The 19609-nt window shown below is 67.4% G+C and carries 21 protein-coding genes; 6 read left to right on the forward strand and 15 right to left on the reverse strand.

Annotated elements, in window-relative coordinates; genetic code table 11:
* Positions 1–148: 148 nt before the first annotated feature.
* Positions 149–877, reverse strand: a complete 729-nt coding sequence (locus E6N53_RS19005; RefSeq protein WP_142861027.1) for an AMP-binding protein — start codon at positions 875–877, stop codon at positions 149–151.
* 170 nt (positions 878–1047) lie between these two features.
* On the opposite strand from E6N53_RS19005, the gene E6N53_RS19010 reads away from it, so the two are divergent.
* Positions 1048–2208 (forward strand): glutathione-independent formaldehyde dehydrogenase, encoded by a 1161-nt coding sequence (locus E6N53_RS19010; protein ID WP_142861150.1) that lies wholly within the window; start codon positions 1048–1050, stop codon positions 2206–2208.
* Positions 2209–2408: 200 nt separating this feature from the next.
* Here the strand turns inward: E6N53_RS19010 and E6N53_RS21170 are convergent, their stop codons facing one another.
* On the reverse strand, positions 2409–2561 hold the full coding sequence (locus tag E6N53_RS21170) for a hypothetical protein (RefSeq protein ID WP_201741206.1): 153 nt from the start codon (positions 2559–2561) through the stop codon (positions 2409–2411).
* A gap of 107 nt (positions 2562–2668) precedes the next feature.
* On the opposite strand from E6N53_RS21170, the gene E6N53_RS21175 reads away from it, so the two are divergent.
* The gene (locus tag E6N53_RS21175; protein WP_201740274.1) at positions 2669–2836 is read left to right on the forward strand and encodes a hypothetical protein; all 168 of its coding nucleotides are present in this window, start codon (positions 2669–2671) and stop codon (positions 2834–2836) included.
* On the opposite strand, the gene E6N53_RS19015 is transcribed toward E6N53_RS21175, so the two are convergent.
* The 7 genes from E6N53_RS19015 to E6N53_RS19045 form a co-directional block, all read right to left on the reverse strand.
* Positions 2814–3917 carry a CobW family GTP-binding protein gene (locus E6N53_RS19015; protein WP_142861028.1) on the reverse strand — a complete coding sequence of 368 codons (1104 nt, stop codon included), beginning with the start codon at positions 3915–3917 and terminating at the stop codon, positions 2814–2816. The two genes, E6N53_RS21175 and E6N53_RS19015, sit on opposite strands and share 23 nt — an antisense overlap.
* A 56-nt stretch (positions 3918–3973) precedes the next feature.
* A complete protein-coding gene (locus E6N53_RS19020) occupies positions 3974–4294 on the reverse strand; it encodes a cupin domain-containing protein (protein ID WP_142861029.1) in 321 nt (106 codons plus the stop codon).
* A 113-nt stretch (positions 4295–4407) separates the two neighbouring features.
* On the reverse strand, positions 4408–5580 hold the full coding sequence (dnaJ, locus tag E6N53_RS19025) for a molecular chaperone DnaJ (protein WP_142861030.1): 1173 nt from the start codon (positions 5578–5580) through the stop codon (positions 4408–4410).
* A gap of 79 nt (positions 5581–5659) precedes the next feature.
* Positions 5660–6019, reverse strand: coding sequence for a DUF6713 family protein (locus E6N53_RS19030; RefSeq protein ID WP_136591796.1), 360 nt, complete (start codon positions 6017–6019; stop codon positions 5660–5662).
* A 75-nt stretch (positions 6020–6094) separates the two neighbouring features.
* The gene (gene dnaK / locus E6N53_RS19035; RefSeq protein ID WP_142861031.1) at positions 6095–8005 is read right to left on the reverse strand and encodes a molecular chaperone DnaK; all 1911 of its coding nucleotides are present in this window, start codon (positions 8003–8005) and stop codon (positions 6095–6097) included.
* 278 nt (positions 8006–8283) lie between these two features.
* A complete protein-coding gene (locus tag E6N53_RS19040) occupies positions 8284–8946 on the reverse strand; it encodes a nucleotide exchange factor GrpE (RefSeq protein ID WP_142861032.1) in 663 nt (220 codons plus the stop codon).
* Positions 8947–9014: 68 nt separating this feature from the next.
* Positions 9015–9752, reverse strand: a complete 738-nt coding sequence (locus tag E6N53_RS19045) for a proteasome assembly chaperone family protein (protein WP_142861033.1) — start codon at positions 9750–9752, stop codon at positions 9015–9017.
* Positions 9753–10029: 277 nt separating this feature from the next.
* Here E6N53_RS19045 and E6N53_RS19050 point away from each other — a divergent pair, with 277 nt between their 5' ends.
* Positions 10030–11370 carry a DEAD/DEAH box helicase gene (locus E6N53_RS19050; protein ID WP_142861034.1) on the forward strand — a complete coding sequence of 447 codons (1341 nt, stop codon included), beginning with the start codon at positions 10030–10032 and terminating at the stop codon, positions 11368–11370.
* A 174-nt stretch (positions 11371–11544) separates the two neighbouring features.
* On the forward strand, positions 11545–13089 hold the full coding sequence (locus tag E6N53_RS19055; protein ID WP_142861035.1) for a DUF790 family protein: 1545 nt from the start codon (positions 11545–11547) through the stop codon (positions 13087–13089).
* 7 nt (positions 13090–13096) lie between these two features.
* On the opposite strand, the gene E6N53_RS19060 is transcribed toward E6N53_RS19055, so the two are convergent.
* Positions 13097–13609, reverse strand: a complete 513-nt coding sequence (locus E6N53_RS19060; RefSeq protein WP_142861036.1) for a DUF7122 family protein — start codon at positions 13607–13609, stop codon at positions 13097–13099.
* Positions 13606–14511 carry an RsmB/NOP family class I SAM-dependent RNA methyltransferase gene (locus tag E6N53_RS19065; RefSeq protein ID WP_142861037.1) on the reverse strand — a complete coding sequence of 302 codons (906 nt, stop codon included), beginning with the start codon at positions 14509–14511 and terminating at the stop codon, positions 13606–13608. Before E6N53_RS19065 ends, E6N53_RS19060 begins: the two co-directional genes overlap by 4 nt.
* 182 nt (positions 14512–14693) lie before the next feature.
* Here E6N53_RS19065 and E6N53_RS21180 point away from each other — a divergent pair, with 182 nt between their 5' ends.
* Entirely contained in the window at positions 14694–14861 is a 168-nt protein-coding gene (locus E6N53_RS21180) for a hypothetical protein (protein WP_201740275.1), read from the forward strand.
* A gap of 26 nt (positions 14862–14887) precedes the next feature.
* Here the strand turns inward: E6N53_RS21180 and E6N53_RS19070 are convergent, their stop codons facing one another.
* The 4 genes from E6N53_RS19070 to E6N53_RS19085 all read right to left on the reverse strand — a co-directional run bounded on the left by E6N53_RS19070 (position 14888) and on the right by E6N53_RS19085 (position 18051).
* The gene (locus E6N53_RS19070; protein ID WP_136603290.1) at positions 14888–15262 is read right to left on the reverse strand and encodes a hypothetical protein; all 375 of its coding nucleotides are present in this window, start codon (positions 15260–15262) and stop codon (positions 14888–14890) included.
* Positions 15263–15327: 65 nt separating this feature from the next.
* Positions 15328–16134, reverse strand: a complete 807-nt coding sequence (locus E6N53_RS19075) for an ABC transporter ATP-binding protein (RefSeq protein WP_136591946.1) — start codon at positions 16132–16134, stop codon at positions 15328–15330.
* Between the two features lie 11 nt (positions 16135–16145).
* On the reverse strand, positions 16146–16985 hold the full coding sequence (locus E6N53_RS19080) for an ABC transporter permease (protein WP_142861038.1): 840 nt from the start codon (positions 16983–16985) through the stop codon (positions 16146–16148).
* A 1-nt stretch (position 16986) separates the two neighbouring features.
* Positions 16987–18051 (reverse strand): ABC transporter substrate-binding protein, encoded by a 1065-nt coding sequence (locus E6N53_RS19085; RefSeq protein ID WP_142861039.1) that lies wholly within the window; start codon positions 18049–18051, stop codon positions 16987–16989.
* Positions 18052–18366: 315 nt separating this feature from the next.
* On the opposite strand from E6N53_RS19085, the gene E6N53_RS19090 reads away from it, so the two are divergent.
* Positions 18367–19488, forward strand: a complete 1122-nt coding sequence (locus E6N53_RS19090; protein ID WP_142861040.1) for a pyridoxal phosphate-dependent aminotransferase — start codon at positions 18367–18369, stop codon at positions 19486–19488.
* Positions 19489–19609 lie beyond the last annotated feature (121 nt).

A 19609-nucleotide genomic window follows, 5' to 3' on the forward strand; every position in this document is an offset into this window, starting at 1 on the left:
CCCCAAAACCCAGTCGGGGAAGGTCATCCGCCGCGCCATCTCCTCGATTTACCAGGGCGAAGAACTCGGCGATATGTCGAGTATCGAGAACCCCGCCGCGCTCGACGAACTCAAAAACGCATCCTGACGGAGGGCGCTCGAAAGCCGGTTACAGCGGAACGTCGTCGGCGCGACACACCCGTGGTTCGGGGACGGCGTCCACGCCGTGCCCGACGACGGCGACGTCCGACGACGACTCCTCGGTTGGCGCGACGACGGTCCCGCCGGCGAGAATCGGGGCGACGAGGCCGGCCGTGACCACGTGGGGCTGTGAGAGCGGGCCGCGGACGGCGACGCGACGCGTCTCGTCGAGGTCGAACGCGTCGACGACGGCGCGGGCCGCGTCGAGAACGTCCTCGTGCGTGTACGTTCGAGAGCCCGTCGTGAGGAGCGGGTCCGTCGGGTCGACGTCCGTCGGGTGGACCGCGGGGTTCTCGCTCCACAGTTCCTTCTCCCAGTGGAGCGTGGTCACCTGCGTGGGCGCACCCCCGTAGGTCGCGAGTTTCGTGCGCGGGCCGGGTGCGACACGCTCCTCGTCGGTGACGGGGAGCAAGAGGACACGAGGGGCGGCGTCGACGGCGTCCTCGTGGCCGGCGAACCGAGTCACTGCACCGAGTTGACCGGCCCCGTAGAACGCCCAGAGTGGGTGCGGGCCGACGGTGCCGACCACGGCGACGGTCGCGCGCTCGCGGACCCCGAGATACCGGAGGACGTTCCCCGCCTTGTACGCGGTCGTACAGAGGTCGCGATACGAGATCGAGCGGTCCGTCTCGGCCACGTGGAACGCGGGCCGGCCGCTTCGCCGCTCGCGGACGACGAGGTCTCCGAGGACGTGCATGGGTCCTCTAACGGGTTCGCCGTCAAAGGTCGAATGGTTCGAGACGCGGGGCCAGTGTGGGGCCGATGGAATCGGTCTCGGCCGACAACTACGCCAGTAGTGACAATTGACGGCCGATAAACATAATAATTGTTGGGGCCACACTAACCTGAGGTGTCAGAAGTATGTCCATGAGAGCAGTCGTATACAAGGGACCGAAAGAGGTAGCCGTCGAGGAAGTAGAAGAGCCGGAGCTTCAGCATCCGAACGACGTCCTAATCGACATCACGACGTCGTGCATCTGTGGGTCGGACCTCCACATGTACGAGGGCCGAACCGCGGCAGAGGAAGGAATCGTCTTCGGACACGAGAACATGGGAATCGTCACCGAGGTCGGCGACGGCGTCTCCACGCTGGAGGAGGGCGACCGCGTCGTCGCTCCGTTCAACGTCGCGTGTGGGTTCTGCCAGAACTGTGAGAACGGCTACACCGGCTTCTGTACGAACGTCAACCCGGGCTTCGCCGGCGGTGCCTACGGCTACGTCGCCATGGGGCCGTACAAGGGGGGACAGGCCGAGAAACTCCGCATCCCGTATGCGGACTTCAACGCGCTCAAACTCCCCGACGGCGACGAACACGAGGACGCGTTCGCACTCCTCGCCGACATCTTCCCGACAGGGTGGCACGGAACAGAGTTGGCGAACCTCCAGCCCGGCGAGAGCGTCGCCATCTTCGGTGCGGGTCCGGTCGGGCTGATGGCCGCCTACAGCGCGAAGATCAAGGGCGCGTCGAAGATTTACTCCGTCGACCGCGTCCCGAGCCGGCTCGAACTCGCAGAGGAACACTGTGACGCCACCGCAATCAACTTCGAGGAGGGCGACCCGGTCGAGCAGATCATCGACGACCACGGGGGCGAGGTCGACAAGGGCGTCGACGCCGTCGGCTACCAGGCCATCGACCCTGAGACCGACCCCGGTTCGGACGCGTACGACCCGGCCCGCGAGAACCCGGCCGTCGTGCTGAACCAGCTTGTCCAGGTCGTCCGCCCCACGGGCGAACTCGGCATCCCCGGGCTGTACGTCCCCTCCGACCCCGGTGCCCCCGACGAGATGGCTGCGCAGGGTCGACTCGGCATCGACTTCGGGAAGCTGTTCGAGAAGGGACAGAAGCTCGGAACGGGCCAGTGTAACGTCAAGGAGTACAACCGCGAACTCCGCGACCTCATCATCGAAGGCCGCGCGGACCCCTCGTGGGTGGTCTCCCACCGCGTCGGCCTCGACGAGGCCCCCGAGATGTACGACGCCTTCGACAAGCGCGAAGAGGGCGTCACGAAGGTCCTGCTCGAGCCGTAGGCGACGTCGCTCCACCAGCACACGTTCTTTTTCGAGCCGCCTCACCCCACCGAGCCACACCTGTGGCCGGTAGTCGTGAACGCGTCGTGGCTACGCTCGCGGAGTTCCGGGAGCGCTCGTCGGCTTGCGGCGCGCGCTCGAACGTCGTACTACGCCGTATCGGTCGCGGGTGTGTGTCCCTGTCGAGGGGGCCGGGTCGCTCAGGTGCGGAGCCAGACCGCTGGATGGTCGGCTCGGAGGTGGTCCTGGTAGTACTTCACCATCTTTGCGTACGAGTCCGTGATGGCCGTCCACTCGCAGTGGTCACACTGTCCGGTGACCGCGGTTCGTCGCCGTGGGAGTCTAGAACACATACCACTTGTCATCCACTGCCACGTATCTACGTTCCGGGTCGGCTCTCATCTGTGAGAATTCGAAGTCGGCGGTAACGGTCTTGTGTGGCCCGCGCCAACAACGTCGTATGTGCATGTACTGCACGTTCCGCGAGGACGGCTGGACGGCGCTGCTCGACTACGACGACACCTACCAGGAGGCCATCGCCGCTCAGCGGGCGCGCGAGACCAACTACGGCTTTTACGAGGAGTGGGACGACCTGCGCGAGCAGGTCACGCCGGGAACGGGTCGGTAACGCTCTCGAGCGACTCCGATTCTCGAACGAGACAGCCGTCGAGTTCCCGTCTGATGTCGGCTTCGTCCATGTCCGTCCCGATGAACACCAGTCGGGTCCGTCGATCGTCGTCCTCGTCCCACGTGCCGAGCGGGCCCGCCTGCACCGACGGGCCGGCCTGACTCAACCCCATCACCGTCTCCGGCCGCCCCGCGAGTTTGAAAAAGCCCTTCGCCCGTACGACGTCCCCGCGCCAGTCGTCGAGCCACGCGTCGAGGCGCTCGGGGTGGAACGGCTCGTCGGTCTCGTAGGTGAACGTCGACACGGCGTGTACGGCACCAGCGTGGTGGTGGTCGTGCTCCCCGTCGTGGGTATCCTCGCCCGCGAGGTGTCGCTTCCACCCGGTCGCGCGCTGGGCCTCCTCGAAGTCGAACAGTCCGGTGTCGAGGACGGCGTCGGTCGGCACGTCCGAGTACTCCGTCCGATACAGCACCGCTCGGGGCTGCAGTTCGCGCACGACGGCCTCGACCTCCTCGAGCGCGTCCTCAGGGACGGTGTCACACTTGTTCAAGAGGAGGACGTCGCAGAACTCGACCTGGTCGACGAACACCTCCGAGAGCGACCGCCCTCCACCGGCGGAGTCCTCACGGTGGGTCGCGGCGTCGAACTCCTTCCAGAATCCGTACGTGTCGACGACGGAGACCATCGTGTCGAGGCGGAACCGTTCGGTCGGGTCGATGTCGGCGTCGTCCGTCCCGCGCGTGAAGGTCTGCGCGATGGGGACGGGCTCTGAGACCCCCGACGCCTCGACGACCAGGTAGTCGAACGTGCGCTCGTCGGCGAGGCGCGTCACCTCGGACAGGAGGTCGCCCTGGAGTCCACAGCAGATACACCCGTTGGAGAGGTCGACGACGCCGGTGTCCTCGTTCTCTTCCTCGATGAGTTCGGCATCGATGTTCACGTCGCCGACGTCGTTGACGACGACGGCGATGGTCCGGTCACCGGGGCTCCTCAGCAGTCGGTTGACGAGCGTCGTCTTGCCGGCACCGAGTGCGCCACTGAGGACCGTCACGGGGATTCTGTGGTCGGAGTCACCGGTCATGGGGTGTGTTCACAGCCGAACGACAATAATGTCACCGTCCCTGAGGCTTTCGTCCCTCAGGGGGCGCCGACGACCACGAACGTACTCTCGCGAGGGCCGTTCTCGATCTGTCGGGCCGCGTCGGGCGCGACGCGGACCGCGTCGCCGGGGTCCAACGCCACCTCGTCTCCGTCGACGTAGAGCGTCGCTTCGCCCGAGACGAGGTAGTACACCTCCTCGTGGTCGCCGTTGGCGTGGTCGTGTTCCTTACCGGTCCAGTTCGGCTCACAGTCGACCACACTGAATCCGAGGTTCTCACAGCCGAGGGCGTCGCGGAGGAAGTACAGTCCGTCCGCGACCGGGTCGACGTCGCGGTAGTTGACCTTGGTGTAGGACATACGCGAGAGACCAGACGGGCCGTGGGTAAGTATGTGCGGGGCGGGTCCGTCTCCAGTCGGTTATCGGACGGCAAACGAGACGTCGCCGACCAACGCCGACGCCCCGGGCGCAGTCAAAAGGAGTTCTTGATGCGCTCGAAGAAGCCTTCCTTGACGTCGACCTCGTCGCCGCCGGCCTCGGCGAACTTCTCGAGCGCCTTGCGCTGTTCCTTGTTGAGGTTGTCGGGCGTGACGACCTGGACCTGGACGTAGAGGTCGCCGTGGCGCTGTCGGCCGCGTCGACCCCGCTGTTGGAGCTTCGGCATCCCCTTGCGCTTCAGGCGGAACGTCTCGCCGCTCTGGGTACCCTCGGGGACGTCCATCTCGACGGTGCCGTCGAGCGTGGGTACCTCGACCGTCGTCCCGAAGACCGCCTGGGGGAACGAGAGCGCGTACTGGTGGAAGAGGTCGTCGCCGTCGCGCTCGAACTCCGGGTGTTCGCGGACGGCGACATCGATGAGCAGGTCGCCGTTCGGCCCGCCGTGTTCGCCGGGCGCACCCTCGCCGTTCATCCGGAGGGTCTGCCCGTCTCTGATGCCCGCGGGGATGTCGACGGTGAGTTCGGCCTCGCGCCGGACCTTCCCGGCACCACCGCACTCGGAACACTCCTCGGAGTAGAGTTCGCCCTCGCCCTCACAGCGTCGACAGGTCTGGGTCTGCTGGACGCGCCCGAACGGTGTCTGGCTCACCTGCGTGGTCTGTCCCTGCCCGTTACACTCCGGACAGGTACTGACGTCGGCGTCCGGGGGGTGGCCCGCGCCGTCACACTCGTCACAGCGCTCGGGGCGCTGGATGGTGAACTGCTTCGAGACGCCCTCGTAGGCCTCTTCGAGGTCGAGCGTGATGCTCGTCCGGATGTTCTTGCCCTGACTGGGCCCGTTCTGTCGCCCACCGCCGCCGCCGAAGAACTGGTTGAAGATGTCCTCGAAGCCACCCATGCCGCCGGCGCCGCCACCCATGCCGCCGAACGGGTCGCCACCGCCTCGGCCGCCAGCACCGCCGCCCATCCCGCCCTGCTTCTGGGCCTGCTGGAAGCGGTCGTGGCCGAGCTGGTCGTACATCTGGCGCTTCTCGTCGTCCGTGAGGACCTCCTTGGCCTTCTGGACCTTCTTGAACTTCTCCTCGGCGTCGGGGTCGTCGCTCACGTCGGGGTGGTACTCCGAGGCCTTCTTCCGGTAGGCTTTCTTGATTTCGTCTTCCGAGGCGTCACGCGACACCCCGAGTACGTCGTAGAAGTCCTCGCTCATCCGTTACTCGCTCATTCACGACCGAACTACTTGAAAAACGCGCCTTTCGAACGAGCGACCCGTCGGGACACGGTCGCCCTCACGAGACGACCACAGCGAGGAGGTGGAGGCCACCGAGCGCCGATGCCCCGTAGATCCACAGCCCGGAGAACCACCCCGAGAACTCGACCAGCGGGTGGTCGCGCAGCGCCAGGTGGACGCCGCCGTGTGCGACCGCGAAGAGGTCGAGGCCAGTCTGGAATGCGGGCGCGGAGTAGAACGTGAAGACGACGGCGAAGAGCGGGACGTGGAGCGCCGTGAAGACGCGGTACCCGGTGTCGTCGTCGACGCCGAACGGGGAGAAGAAGAACCGCCACTCGTGGTTCCGGACCGCGTCGAGTTCGTGGACCGCGAGGAACGCGACGGTGAGCGCGAAGAGGACGGGCGTCAGGGCGGCCATATGCTGACTACGACACCGGCGGCGGTAGCCCTTCGGTCTAGAACTCGTGTGTTCCTGGCGGGCAGACAAAGACGACTATTCGTCGTCTTTGTCCACGTCCTCGAAGTCGGCGTCGACGTACTCGTCGTCGTCGCCTTCGGGACCAGCGCCGCCAGCGCCGCCCATACCACCCATACCGCCGGCACCGCCCATGCCCGCGCCACCGGCGGCCTGCTGCTGAGCCTGCTGTTCGTACATCTGTTTGCCGATCTCCTGGAGCGCCTCGGCGAGGTCCTCGACGGCGTCCTCGATCTCGTCGGTCGCCGCTTCGAGGTCGTCGGCCTCCTCGTTCTCGGCTAAGACCTCTTCGAGGTTCTCGACCTCCGCTTCGATGTCCTCGCGGAGGTCGTCGGAGACGCTGTCCTCGTTCTCTTCGAGGAGCGTCTCGGCGCGCTGGACGGTGCTCTCGGCCTCGTTGCGCGCCTCGACGAACTCGCGGCGGACCTTGTCCTCCTCGGCGTGCTCCTCGGCCTCCTGCTGCATCTGGTCGATCTGTTCGTCGGAGAGGCCAGCACCGCCCTCGATGGTGATGTCCTCCTTGTTACCGGAGCCTTTGTCCTCGGCGGAGACGTTGACGATGCCGTTCTCGTCGATGTTGAACGACACCTCGATCTGCGGCGTCCCCGCGGGAGCCGGCGGGATACCCGTCAGCTGGAACTCCCCGAGCAGTTCGTTCTTGTTGGCGATTTCGCGCTCGCCCTGGAAGACCCGCACCTGGACGCGCGTCTGGCTGTCCGCGGCCGTGGTGAATATCTTCGACTCCTCGGTCGGGATGGTGGTGTTCTTGTCGATGAGCCGCTCGAAGAGCCCACCCTTCACCTCGATGCCGAGCGACAGCGGTGTGACGTCGAGGAGAACGATGTCGTCGACGTCGCCCGAGAGCACGCCGCCCTGGATGGCCGCGCCGAGCGCGACGGCCTCGTCGGGGTTGACGCTCTTTTTGGGTTCGACGCCGAGGAGGTCCTCGACCTTGTCGCGGACCTGCGGCATTCGAGTCGACCCGCCGACGAGGATGACCTCGTCGATGTCACCCTTGTCGTAGCCGGCGTCTTCGAGCGCCTGCTTCGTCGGGCCGACCGTGCGGTCGATGAGGTCCGTGGTGAGCGACTCGAACTTCGCCCGCGTGAGCTTCTGTTCGAGGTGGACCGGCCCCGAGTCGGTGGCCGTGATGAACGGGAGGTTGATGGTCGTCTCCTTTCGTGAGGAGAGTTCGATTTTGGCCTCCTCCGCGGCGTCCTTCAGCCGCTGGAGGGCCTGACGGTCCTCGCGGAGGTCGATGCCGTGGTCGTTCTTGAACTCCGTGGCGAGGTGGTCGATGACGGCTTCGTCCCAGTCGTCGCCGCCGAGCGAGTTGTCACCGTTCGTGGCGACGACCTCGTAGACGCCGCCGCCTAAATCGAGGATGGAGACGTCGAACGTGCCGCCGCCGAGGTCGTACACGAGGACGGTCTGGTCGGAGTCGTCGTCGAGGCCGTACGCCATCGACGCCGCAGTCGGCTCGTTGATGATGCGCTCGACTTCGAAGCCGGCGATCTCGCCGGCGTCCTTCGTGGCCTGGCGCTGGCGGTCGTTGAAGTACGCGGGGACCGTGATGACCGCCTTCTCGACGTCGTCGCCGAGGTACTCCTCGGCGTCGCGCTTGATCTTCTGGAGAATCATCGCCGAGAGCTGTTCGGGCGTGTACTCGTCGTCGCCGATTTCGACGGTGTACCCCTCCTCACCCATGTGCCGCTTGATGGACCGAATCGTGCGGTCTGGGTTCTGGATGGCCTGGTTCTTGGCGGGTTTGCCGATGAGTCGTTCGCCGTCGTCGGAGAACGCGACGACGGAGGGTGTCGTGCGGTCCCCTTCGGCGTTCACGATGATCTCGGGGTCGCCACCTTCCATCACCGCGAAGGCGCTGTTGGTGGTACCGAGGTCGATACCGAGAATCTTGTTGCTCGCCATCTTGGGTTCACCTATCGGCTTGCGTCGGTTAAAGGTTACTAGATTCGACTCCCGAACAGTGCAGGCCATGTCGGCGCTGTCGTGCGTTTTTGTCGCTATCTGGTGGGAGGCGAGGCGAGGGACTTATCACGAACCGCCGACACCGAACCCGTTCCGCTGCCGCGACGTCGTCCGGCCAGTCGCCTCGTGTGGGCGAGCGAAGGGCGTGGTCGGCCCCCCACGACTGACGTCAGTCGAGGTGGCACCAGCTAGACACGTCGCGACCGGACCGTGGAGAGCTACTCCGCCGTGTCAGCGCCGCTGCTCACGGTGACCTGTGCGGGGCGGATGACCTTCTCGGCCATCTCGTAGCCCGGCTGGTAGAGGTCGACGACGGTTCCCGCGGGTTGCTCGGCGTCGACGCGGAGCATCACCTCGTGGCGGTGGGGGTCGACCTCGTCGCCCGGCTGTGGCTCGATGACGGTGACGTTCTCGCCTTCGAGGACCCGGTCGAGTTCGGTGAGCGTCGACTCGATTCCGGGACGGATGTCGGCCTCCTCGTCCTGGTCGAGCGCACGGACGAGGTTGTCCCGAACGGGGACGAGACGTTCGACGAGGTCTTCGGTCGCCCGCGCTTTGATCTGCTCTTGCTTCTTCTTCGTCCGCTTCTTGTAGTTCTGAAAGTCCGCCTGCTTCCGGGTCAGCTTCGACCGTGCGTCGTCCAGAGCGGCTTCGAGTTCGGCGACCCGTCCTTCGAGTGCCGCGACGTCCTCGGCGAGCGTCTCGTCCACCTCGGCGACCTCACTGGCGAGGCCAGTCTCCGTCGACGCCTCCGCGGTGGCGGCGTCAGCGTCGTCACCTGTCGACTCGTCGTCCGGGGCGGCCGTCTCGCCGTTGACTGCGGGCCCCGATTCGACGTCCTCGGCGGCCGCGTCGGCGTCCATGTCGGCGTCGTCGCTCATGCCTGGACGAAGTGACCGACGAGGCTTAAGGCTGTAGAAACGTTCCGGCGCTCGGGCGCACCCGCTTGCTACTGGTACATCCCGAGCGGTCGCGCCTGCGTGCTCTCGTCGCCCGCCTCCTGCATCCGCTTCGCGAGGCGCTCCTTGGCGGCCCGAATCTCCTCTGCGCGGTCGACGAGGCTGTCCGTGCCGACCTCGAGGCCGGTCAGCGGTTCGATACCCTCTCTGATGAGAATCCGGGCGGCCTCGGGGTCGGGGAACCGCGGGTCCGACTCCACGACCAGACCGACGGCGGCCCGGCCGTGTTCGACGGCGTCGTTCAACAGGGCTCCTGTCGGACCCGAGACGAGTCCGGTCTCGTCCGGGGCGGTGATGTCGGCCGCTTCGAGTCGCTCGAGGCCGTCGCCGACGCCGACCCCGTACATCGCCGGCGGTGCGTCGGACTTCTCCCGGCCGATACCCGAGAGGTAGATGGGGAACACCCCGTCGTCGTCGAACCAGCCGCCGATACAGTCCGCGAACTCCTGGGCGGCCGCCGGCGAGATGGGGACGTCGCTCTGGAGGACGAGGAGGTTCCGTTCGGTGTCGGCGTACAGCCGGACGGGCGGGTGGAGGGTCGCGTCTCCCTCCTGGTAGACGGCCACCTTCGGGAGGGCATCGCAGTGGACGTTCGCGTAGTGAGTCATCGCGAACTCCTCGACGAGGTGGTCGGCCGCGATCTTCCCGACGAGTCCGACCCCGGGCAGACCCTCGACCATCGTCGGCGCGTCCAGTTCGAGGGGTTCGAGTACGTCTACGTGTGCCATGCCTGACGCTACACGCGGGAGTCGGTTAACGCTGCGGGCGGGTGAGCGGGACGCGTGCAGTGGGTATTCGTCTGAGTGAGTCCGCGGGGTCGTCGTCACGCGGGAGCCAGTGGACACAGCGACGCACCGTGCGGTCGCTGTCCCGCCGTTCGCCCGTCCCGCACCACCGCCACGGCATCGACGCTCACCGTCGTGGACGAGTGGACGCCCTCGCCTCGAACACCGCCTCGCTCGACAGCGACGACGCTTTTATCCCTCGCCCGACTACGCTGGCGCAGTGACTACGCTCTCGTTCGAGGACGGCACCGTTCGCGTCGACGACCCACCCGCCGGTCTCTCGCTGCCCTTCCTCGAGACGGACCCGCGTTCGGGCACCGCTCGTGCCCCCGCGTTCCGCTACAGCGCCCTGCGGGACGTCCTCGACAGCCGCGACGACGTGTACGACGACCACCTCGCGTCGTGGCCCGCGCTCTCGCTCTCGACGTCGTACGACCTCCGCGAGTACCAGCGCGACGCCCTCGACGCCTGGCGGCGCGCCGACCATCGGGGCGTGGTCGAACTCCCGACGGGCGCGGGCAAGACCGTCGTCGCCATCGCCGCGATGGTCACGCTGGACCTGCCGACGCTCGTCGTGGTGCCCACCATCGACCTCCTGAATCAGTGGCGTCGTGAACTCGAGGCCGAGTTCGACGTCGAGGTCGGCCAGTTCGGCGGCGGACAGCAGCGCCAGGCACCCATCACGGTCTCGACGTACGACTCGGCGTATCTCCGTGCGGACGAAATCGGCGACCAGTTCGGCCTCGTCGTCTTCGACGAGGTCCACCACCTGGGCGGCGAGGGGTACCAGGACATCGCCCGGTTGCTCGCCGCGCCCGCCCGCCTCGGCCTGACGGCGACGTTCGAGCGACCCGACGGCGCACACGAGGCCGTCGAGCGACTCGTCGGCCCCCGGGTCTTCGCGCTCGACGTCGACGACCTCGCCGGCGAACACCTCGCCGACTACGACATCAAGCGCATCGAGGTGTCGCTCTCCGAGGCGGAGCGACGGCAGTACGACGAGGCCCAGGAGACGTTCGTCGACTACCTTCGAACTTCGAACCTCGACATGCGGTCGGGCGCGGACTACCAGAAACTCGTGATGCGGTCGGGGAACGACCCCCGCGCCCGTGAGGCCCTCCTCGCCAAACAACGCGCCCGCCGGGTGATGATGAACGCCGACGCCAAGGTCGACGCCCTCGCGGACATCCTCGACCGCCACCGCGACGACCGCGTCATCGTCTTCACCGCCCACACCGACCTCGTCTACCGTCTCTCCGAGCGGTTTCTCCTCCCCGCGGTCACGAACGAGACCGGTGCTGGAGAGCGCCGCGAGATACTGGAGCGGTTCAGAGAGGGGACCTACTCGCGGGTGGTGACGGCGAACGTCCTCGACGAGGGGGTGGACGTCCCCGACGCGAACGTCGCGTGCGTCCTCTCGGGGTCGGGGTCGGAGCGCGAGTTCACACAGCGGCTGGGTCGTATCCTCCGCCCGAAGTCGGACGGGGGGCGGGCGCTCCTGTACGAGGTCGTCACCGAAGAGACCACGGAGGAGAACGTCGCCGCCCGGCGGAGAGGCTAGTGGGCGACTACTAACTAGACCGACCGCTTCGGGCGGCGTCTCGTCGCCGAAATCACCGACGCCCGCGTCCCCTCGTCACGACTGCACAGCGGTCAGCGTGCGTCGGATTGTGCGTTTGCACCGGCCGGAGCGCAGTCCCACGACCTTTTGTCGCTCAGTCGCCTCGGTCGAGTCGTGCTCACGAAGGACCTCCTCCGCGTCTCCCGCCGGGGCGGCGGCTACCGTCCGCAGTTCGTCGACCGGGAGGAGCGACCGCTCGCCGCGGCGGTGCTCGGACGCTACCGCGACCACGTCGGCGAGACGCGCGCCGCACTGGATGCGGCGCTGGCGGAACTCGAACGCGAGGCCGACGACTTCAAACTCGTCCGGGGGTTCGCGGCGCTGCTCGACAGGGAGGCGACGTTCGAGACGCGCGCGCCAGTGCCGCCCGAGCGGGTGCGTCGAGCGGTGTTCGAGGCGAGCGAGGCGGTCGGTGTCGCCAGCGAGACCGAACGGACGCGGGCGCTCTCACAGGCGGCCGGGTCGCTCGGTCTCACTGTCGCGGCGGTCGACGAGTCGCTGTACGCCGACCGGGAGGTGAATCAGGTCATGACCCGGTTCGACTCGCCGTGGAGCCCCGACGACCTCGTCGACCGGTACAACCTCTCGCTCGCACAGACCGCCCTGTTCGACGCGACCGAGGTCCGGCTCCGGTCGTCGGACCCGAGGGCGCTCGTCTCGGCGGTCAAACGGCTCCGGCTGATGTACGAGATTCGGAACGTGTCGGGCGAGCGGGAGGTCGTGGTCACCGGTCCGGACGCGCTCTTCCGCCGCACGCGACGGTACGGGACGGCGTTCGCCCGGCTCCTCCGAACCGCCGCGAAGGCGTCGGAGTGGCGACTCGAGGCGACAATCGACGACCGCGGGACCGAGCGCGAACTCCGTCTCTCGGACGCCGACCTCACCCTCCCGGACGACGACCCGCTCGCCGAGCCGACGTTCGATAGCGGCGTCGAGGCGGACTTCGCCGCGCGGTTCGAGACGCTCGACCTCGACTGGGAGCTCACACGAGAGCCCGAGGCGCTGGCGACCGGGACTCGAGTGATGATCCCCGACTTCGCGTTCGACTACCGACCCGCGGGGTCGGCCGCTGAGGCGACCGAGTTCGATTCGAACGTCGAAGGCTTCCGCGTCTACTTCGAAATAATGGGTTTCTGGACGCCCGAGTACGTGTCGAAGAAACTCGCTCAACTGGATGACGTCGAGGAGGTCGAACTCCTCGTCGCCGTCGACGAGTCGCTCGGCGTCGGCGAGGCGGTCGAAGCGCGGGACCACCGGGTGGTCTCGTACTCGGGTCGCGTCCGGGTAAAAGACGTCGTCGACGTGCTCCGGACGTACGAGTCCGACCTGGTCGCGGCGGCGGCAGCGTCGCTTCCGACCCGGCTCGCCCTCGATGACGACGCGGTGTCGCTGTCCACGCTCGCAGAGCGCCACGGCGTGAGCGAGGACGCGCTCGACGCCGTTTCGTTCCCCGAACACGAGCGCGTGGGCGGCACGCTCGTCCGCCCTGACGTACTCGAGCGCGTGCGCACGGAGGTCGAGGTCGGGATGTCGCTCGCGGACGTCGAGGACGTGCTGGCCGCCGTCGGACTTGGAGACACCAGCGCCGTGCTCTCCCGACTGGGCTATCGCGTCGAGTGGGAGGGGCTCGGTGGCGGCGTCCTCCGGGAGAAGGCGTAGCGACGGCTCACTCCGGAAGCGACTCCTGAGTGCCTTTCGGCACCACCGACCGGAGTTCGCCGTGGAGATACAGCCCCACCCCGAGTGGCGCGCGCTCACCGGCGACCTCGCGGGTGGCGATGAGGTATCCCCAGTCGCCGTCCCAGTCGACCTCCTGGTCCTCGCCGGCGGCGAAGCGTTTCGCTTCCGCGGGCGAGAGGGCGACGACGTTCTTCGTCGCGAGGTGGCCGAACCGCTGGACTGCGACCGTCGTCGGCTTCCAGTGCTCCTGTCGCGTCCGCAGGAACGTCATCCCGAGCCCCTCGACGTTCGTGGGCGAGGGCGACTCGCCGGCGAACACCCACAGTTTCCCCGCGCCCTTCTCCCAGAACGAGAAGCCTTCGAACGTCTCGGGGGGGATCTCGAACCGTTCGGCCCACCAGTCGAGCACCTCCGCGCGCGAGGCGCGGCCGGGGACCTCGCGCTCGGTGGGGGTCGCGGGCAACCGGTCGAACCGCTGGCCGTCGTTCTCGCGGCTCATCCCGTCACCTCCAGCTTCGCACAGAAGAAGCCGCCCGTGTCGTTCTGGTGGGGGTAGACGCGGTGGGCCTTCGCGACAGTGGGGTCGAACTCCTCGCCCTCCCACTCGGTGACGCCCGGCGACGTCTCCAGTCCGACGTCGAAGTCGACGAGGCGGCAGTCCTCCTCGCTGAGGACGTGGTCGAGGACGGCCTCGTTCTCCTCGGGCGCGAACGTGCAGGTCGAGTAGACGACGGTGCCGCCCTCGCGGGTGGCCTGGACCGCGCGCTTGAGAATTCCCTTCTGGATGCCGGCGACCTGGTGGACGTGGTCGAGCGTCCAGTCGTCGAGGGCGGTGGGGTTCTTGCGACACGTCCCCTCACAGGAACAGGGCGCGTCGACGATGGCGCGGTCGAACGACTCGAAGGCGAGCGGCTTGAGCGAGAAGTTCCGCGCGTCCTGGTTCGTGACGACGAGGTTCGTCACACCGAGACGCTCGGCGTTGTGCCGGAGCGCCGACAGTCGTCCGAGGTTGTTGTCGTTGCCGACGAGCGTTCCCTCGTCTCCCATCAGCGCCGCGAGTTGCGTCGTCTTCGACCCCGGTGCGGCGCAGGCGTCCCAGACTCGGTCGCCCGGCTGGGGGTCGAGGACGGTCGCAGGGAGTGCGGAGACCGCCTCCTGTCCGTGGACCCACCCGAGGAAGTACGGCCAGGTCCGTCCGGCTTTCCCCTCCAGTGTGAGCAGGTCGGGGTTCCAGTCGGTCGCTTCGTAGGCGATTCCCTCCTCGTCGAACGCGGCGCACACCCGGTCGCGGTCGGCCTTGATGGTGTTCACCCGGACCGCGTAGGGAAGCGGTCGCTCGCAGGCCTCGCGGAAGGCCTCGCGGCCGTCGACGAGCGGTTCGTAGCGGTCGAGCGGGTTCACGTCGGGCTGCCCCCTCGTGGCGACGCGACGGACCGCCGAACGGCCGGAGTCATACGCCGGCTTCGACGGGTGTGCGTTTGTGGGTTTCGGAGTGGGTGAGTGCAACCGAGCCGCCCGTCCGCCCGCTCCCCCCTCCAGCGCAGAGGGAAACGACCAACAGGCCGGGCGTCGACAGTGACAGTATGACCGACACGAACGAGTCCGACGAGACGCCCGAAGCCGTCGCGGCGTTCATCGACGCCGCAGAGGACATCTACTACGAGTACAACGAGGGCTACCTGGACCCCGACGCCGCGCTCTCGCGTCTCGGAGACCACGTCGCCGAACTCAGAGACACCTACGAGGACTGAGCCTCGACGGCCCGTCTCCGCATGAGCTACGACTCCGTCTCGGAAGCGGTCTCCGAGAGCGGCTCGATGCGGAAGACGTAGCCCGCGAAGACGTCGTCGAGACGGGCGGGGCCTTCCTCTGCGGTGTGTTCCCGACACAGGGCTGCCGTCGCTTCGACCGGGCCGTGACCGGTGTCCTCGAGGTATCGCTCGAGCACGAGGAAGGCCGCGGGTTCCTCACAGTCGCGCCGGTGACAGCGACGGGGGCCCGTCGCCTGTGCTCGGTCTTCGACCGCGGGCTCACTCGGCGCGTCGGGCTCGGCTTCGTCTCGGCGCTGTCGGGCCTGCTCGATCTCCCGCTCGCGCTGTCGGCGCGCTTCGTTCCGCGCCTGTTCCTCTCGACCGCGCTTCGTGTCCGCCATACGTCATGACCTGCGTGAGAGTACATAACACTAGGGTCGGCGACCGGACGGCGGAACGCGACGGCTCAGTCGCCGATGAGGCCGCGGATGTGCTCGACGCGGTCGGCGAAGGCCGCGTCGGTCCGCACCCGGGGCCGTTCGAGCCCGACGGGGACGACCTCGCGGACGCGGCCGGGGTCGGCCGCCATCACGACGACGCGGTCGGCGAGCGTCACCGCCTCCTCGACGTCGTGGGTGACGAACAGCACCGTCTTGCCCGTCTCGGCCCACACCTCGAGCAACTCCCCGTGGAGCATGTCACGGGTCTGGGCGTCGACGCTGCCGAACGGCTCGTCCATGAGGAGGAGTTCGGGGTCGACCGCGAGCGCACGGGCGATGCCGACGCGCTGTTTCATCCCACCCGACAGCTCCTTCGGGTAGGCGTCGGCGAACCCCGAGAGCCCGACGAGGTCGATCATCTCGGCGACGCGTCGCTTCCGCTCGGCCCCGTCGACACCCTGTTCTTCGAGCCCGAACGCGACGTTCTCTCGCACCGTTCGCCACGGGAACAGACCGTACTCCTGAAACACCATCCCCCGGTCGGTGCCCGGGCCGGTGACCGGTTCGCCGTCGAGCAGTACGTCGCCGGTCGTGGGCGTCTCGAGCCCCGCGATGAGCCGGAAGAGTGTCGTCTTCCCGCAGCCCGACGGACCGACGAGACAGACGAACTCGCCGGTACCGACCGAGAAGTTCACGTCGGAGAGCGCCTGGACGGTCTGGCGGTCGGAGTCGTACCGTTTGCCGAGGCCGTCGACGACCACCTTCTCTCGCGCCCGTGCGGTCGTCGACGCGTCCGCATCAGTGTCGTCGACGTCGGTCTTCGTATCGGTCATCGGCTGTTCCTCTAGGCGCGCCACTCGAGAACCCTCCGTTCGACGTTCCGGAAGAGCCCGTCGCTCGCGAGGAAGACGACGCTGATGACGAGCATGTACGCGACGGAGACGTCCATCTGCAGGTTCTGTGCGGCGTTGATGATCTGGAAGCCCACGCCGGGCGCACCGAACAGTTCGGCGGCGACGACGATCATCCAGCACTGACCGATGCTCGTCCGAATCCCGGTCATGAGAGAGGGCGACGCCGCCGGGACGACGACCTTCCGAATCATGCTGACGTCCGACTCGACACCGAGTGAGCTGGCGACCTCCTTGAGGTGCTGAGGGACGCCTTCGACCCCGGAGTAGGCGTTGTAGAAGTTGATCCAGAACGCCCCGATGCCGACGATGAACGCCGCGCCCCTGTGGTTGATGCCGATCCAGACGATGGCGAAGGCGATCCACGCCAGCGGCGGAATCGGTCTGAGGACCCGTGTGACGGGCGTCAGCGCGTCGTCGAGCGTCTCGTTCCAGCCCATCGCGATGCCGAGCGAGATACCGAGCGTCGACCCGACGACGAGGCCCGGGAGGTAGTGAAAGAGGCTCTGGACGAGTTTCGCGACCATCCGCGTCGCGGGGACCGTGACGCCGAACCCGAGCGAGAGCGTCTCCGCCGCCGTGAGTTCGGTCACGAACGCGCCGGCGACCGAAAGCGGCGTCGGGAGGAGGTACGCTTTCCCGATAGCGAGGGCGGCCGCCTGCCACGCGAGGAGGAACCCGAGGGTCCCGACGCCGCCGAGGACGAGTCGTCGAGCGTCGACGCTCTCGAACGAGGGGGTGGACTCCGTTTCGCTCGCGGTGTCGACTGCCATCTCAGAGACTGTCGTAGACGCCGTAGTCGAACATGCTGTCGATGCTCAGCTCCGACTCCGTCTTGCCGAGGCGGGCGGCGTAGCGCGAGAAGATGCTCGCGCCGCCTTCGATCTCGTGGGGGTCCGTGATGAACGCCGACGCCCGCGACTCCATCGCCTGCCGCGCCGTCTCCACGGGCAGCGCCTCCTCGCCGATAACGGTCGAGGCGTGCTGGGCCGCCGTGTCAGGGTTCGACAGCGCGAAGTCGGTCGCGCGCTGGTGTTGGCGGACGAACGCCGTGGCGACCTCGGGGTGTTCCTCTCTGAGGCGGTCGTGCATCAGGGTCACCGCGGCCGGCTGTCCGGGCATGAAGTCGCCCGCCCAGGCGATAGGTGAGAAGGGCGCGTCGTTCGCCTCGACGACCGTCGGCACGGGCTCCATGATGGACGTCCCGTCGACCTTCTCCGAGAGGAGGGCCTGTCTGACCGGCCCGGCCCCGCCGAGGGCGGTGATTTCGACGTCCTCCTCGGGGTCGAGCCCGAGTTCTTCCTCGAGCCAGTACCGAAGCAGGATGTCGGGGACCGACCCCGGCGGGAACGTGCCGAACGTGAACGTGCGGCCCTTCTCCTCTTCGAAGACCGCGAAGGCGTCCGTGCCGTGTTCTTCCCACAGCCCCGCGAACTCGTCGGTCGCGAGAATCTGCATCGCGTCTCTGATGTTCGCGGCGGTGATCTTCGAGGGAATCCCCGTGTCCATCACGATCATCGCCGGGACGATGCCGAACATCATCACGTCGAAGTCGCCCTTCGCCGACGCCTGGACGATGGAGGGGCCGTCGGAGAACAGCTTCCCGGAGACGTCGACCGAGAGGTCGCCGAAGTAGCCTTCCTCCTCCATGACGAAGTACTGCATGTCGGGGTAGATGGGCATGTACGCGACCTGAATTTCCGAGAGACCACTGCCGCCAGCCCCACCCGTGACGGCCCCGGCACAGCCCGCGAGGGCTGCCGTGCCTGTCGCCCCTGCCGCGCCGAGGAACCGCCGTCTCGAAATCGCGGGTCCGTTCCCAGGCGTGTGTTCTGACATACACCGTCGTACGGGACCGCCCCTTATGCCCCACTCGCAGGCGGTAAGAGTCATGCGGAGCCGTTTCGAAGGGTTACATACGGCTCTCGGCGATACCTACCGCTGGAGCGAAGTTGCAGCGCTATCTGCCGGGAATCACCGACGGCCGCACCCGTCGTAGGAAACGGCAGATATTGCTGCTAATTGCCCGGGTTCGTCTCAGGACGCGGTGACGTCGACCGCCGTCGAGTATCGGTGTCTGGCGTCCCCACCACACAGCCGGTGAGACGGAGACGGTTCGCAAAGAACTATCCGCTCTGCCGCACCGATGTGAGTATGACCCACTTCTCAGACCGGGTGGAACGTATCTCCATCAGCGGCATCCGTGAGGTGTTCGAGGCGGCGGGCGAGGGTGCCATCAACCTCGGCCTCGGCCAGCCGGACTTCCCAGCGCCCGAGCACGCGCGACAGGCGGCCGCCGACGCCATCATGGCCGGCGAGGCCGACGCGTACACCGAGAACAAGGGGATGCTGTCGCTCCGCGAGGCCATCGCGGCGAAGCACGAACGCGACCAGGGTATCGACCGCTCGCCGGACGACATCGTCGTCACCGCCGGAGGGAGCGAGGCGCTCCACGTCGCGCTGGAGGCACACGTCAACGGCGGCGACGAGGTCGTCATCCCCGACCCCGGCTTCGTCTCGTACGACGCCCTGACGAAGCTGGCAGACGGCGAGCCGGTTCCCGTTCCCCTCCGCGACGACCTGACCATCGACCCCGCACGGGTCGAGGACGCCATCACCGACGACACCGCCGCCTTCGTCGTCAACTCCCCCGGTAACCCGACAGGTGCCGTGTCGTCAGAGGAAGACGTCCGCGAGTTCGCCCGCATCGCCGACGAACACGACGTCCTCTGTCTCTCCGACGAGGTGTACGAGTACACCGTCTTCGAGGGCGAACACCACTCCCCTGTCGAGTACGCCGAGTCGGACAACGTCGTCGTCGTCAACTCCGCCTCCAAGCTCTTCTCGATGACCGGCTGGCGCGTCGGCTGGGTCCACGCCTCGAGTGAGCGAATCGAGCGGATGGTCCGCGTCCACCAGTACGTCCAGGCCTGTGCCTCCGCGCCAGCGCAGTACGCCGCCGAGGCAGCCCTCACGGGCCCACAGGAACTCGTCGACGAGATGACTGCCTCCTTCGAAGAGCGTCGTGACCTCCTCCTCGACGGCCTCGCCGACATCGGCCTCGAGTGTCCCACGCCGACGGGCGCGTTCTACGCGATGCCGAAAGTCCCCGAGGGGTTCGTCGACGCCTGCATCGAGCGCGGCGTCATCATCGTGCCCGGAGAAGCCTTCGGTTCACACGGGGCGGGCTACGCCCGCATCTCCTACGCCACGAACGTCGAGGAACTGACGGAGGCGCTCGACCGGATGGCCGCGGCGTACGACGCCGTACAGTAGCCGGGTCACACGCTTCGGCGGCGTCCCCCTGCTCGCGAGGGAGTAATCAAAAGCAGTTTCTTCCGTGCCGTCCCTGAAACCCCTGTCCGTTGCTCGTGAGAGTTTTACTGTTCGGGATGAA

The organism is Salinigranum halophilum, assembly GCF_007004735.1.
GTDB classification, from domain to species: domain Archaea; phylum Halobacteriota; class Halobacteria; order Halobacteriales; family Haloferacaceae; genus Salinigranum; species Salinigranum halophilum.

Bases quoted from the DNA above. Each gene is read 5' to 3' on its own strand.
- E6N53_RS19005 (WP_142861027.1), bottom strand. From the start codon at position 877: ATGCACGTCCTCGGAGACCTCGTCGTCCGCGAGCGGCGAAGCGGCCGG.
- E6N53_RS19010 (WP_142861150.1), top strand. From the start codon at position 1,048: ATGAGAGCAGTCGTATACAAGGGACCGAAAGAGGTAGCCGTCGAGGAA.
- E6N53_RS21170 (WP_201741206.1), bottom strand. From the start codon at position 2,561: ATGTGTTCTAGACTCCCACGGCGACGAACCGCGGTCACCGGACAGTGT.
- E6N53_RS21175 (WP_201740274.1), top strand. From the start codon at position 2,669: ATGTGCATGTACTGCACGTTCCGCGAGGACGGCTGGACGGCGCTGCTC.
- E6N53_RS19015 (WP_142861028.1), bottom strand. From the start codon at position 3,917: ATGACCGGTGACTCCGACCACAGAATCCCCGTGACGGTCCTCAGTGGC.
- E6N53_RS19020 (WP_142861029.1), bottom strand. From the start codon at position 4,294: ATGTCCTACACCAAGGTCAACTACCGCGACGTCGACCCGGTCGCGGAC.
- dnaJ (WP_142861030.1), bottom strand. From the start codon at position 5,580: ATGAGCGAGGACTTCTACGACGTACTCGGGGTGTCGCGTGACGCCTCG.
- E6N53_RS19030 (WP_136591796.1), bottom strand. From the start codon at position 6,019: ATGGCCGCCCTGACGCCCGTCCTCTTCGCGCTCACCGTCGCGTTCCTC.
- dnaK (WP_142861031.1), bottom strand. From the start codon at position 8,005: ATGGCGAGCAACAAGATTCTCGGTATCGACCTCGGTACCACCAACAGC.
- E6N53_RS19040 (WP_142861032.1), bottom strand. From the start codon at position 8,946: ATGAGCGACGACGCCGACATGGACGCCGACGCGGCCGCCGAGGACGTC.
- E6N53_RS19045 (WP_142861033.1), bottom strand. From the start codon at position 9,752: ATGGCACACGTAGACGTACTCGAACCCCTCGAACTGGACGCGCCGACG.
- E6N53_RS19060 (WP_142861036.1), bottom strand. From the start codon at position 13,609: ATGAGCCGCGAGAACGACGGCCAGCGGTTCGACCGGTTGCCCGCGACC.
- E6N53_RS21180 (WP_201740275.1), top strand. From the start codon at position 14,694: ATGACCGACACGAACGAGTCCGACGAGACGCCCGAAGCCGTCGCGGCG.
- E6N53_RS19070 (WP_136603290.1), bottom strand. From the start codon at position 15,262: ATGGCGGACACGAAGCGCGGTCGAGAGGAACAGGCGCGGAACGAAGCG.
- E6N53_RS19075 (WP_136591946.1), bottom strand. From the start codon at position 16,134: ATGACCGATACGAAGACCGACGTCGACGACACTGATGCGGACGCGTCG.
- E6N53_RS19080 (WP_142861038.1), bottom strand. From the start codon at position 16,985: ATGGCAGTCGACACCGCGAGCGAAACGGAGTCCACCCCCTCGTTCGAG.
- E6N53_RS19085 (WP_142861039.1), bottom strand. From the start codon at position 18,051: ATGTCAGAACACACGCCTGGGAACGGACCCGCGATTTCGAGACGGCGG.
- E6N53_RS19090 (WP_142861040.1), top strand. From the start codon at position 18,367: ATGACCCACTTCTCAGACCGGGTGGAACGTATCTCCATCAGCGGCATC.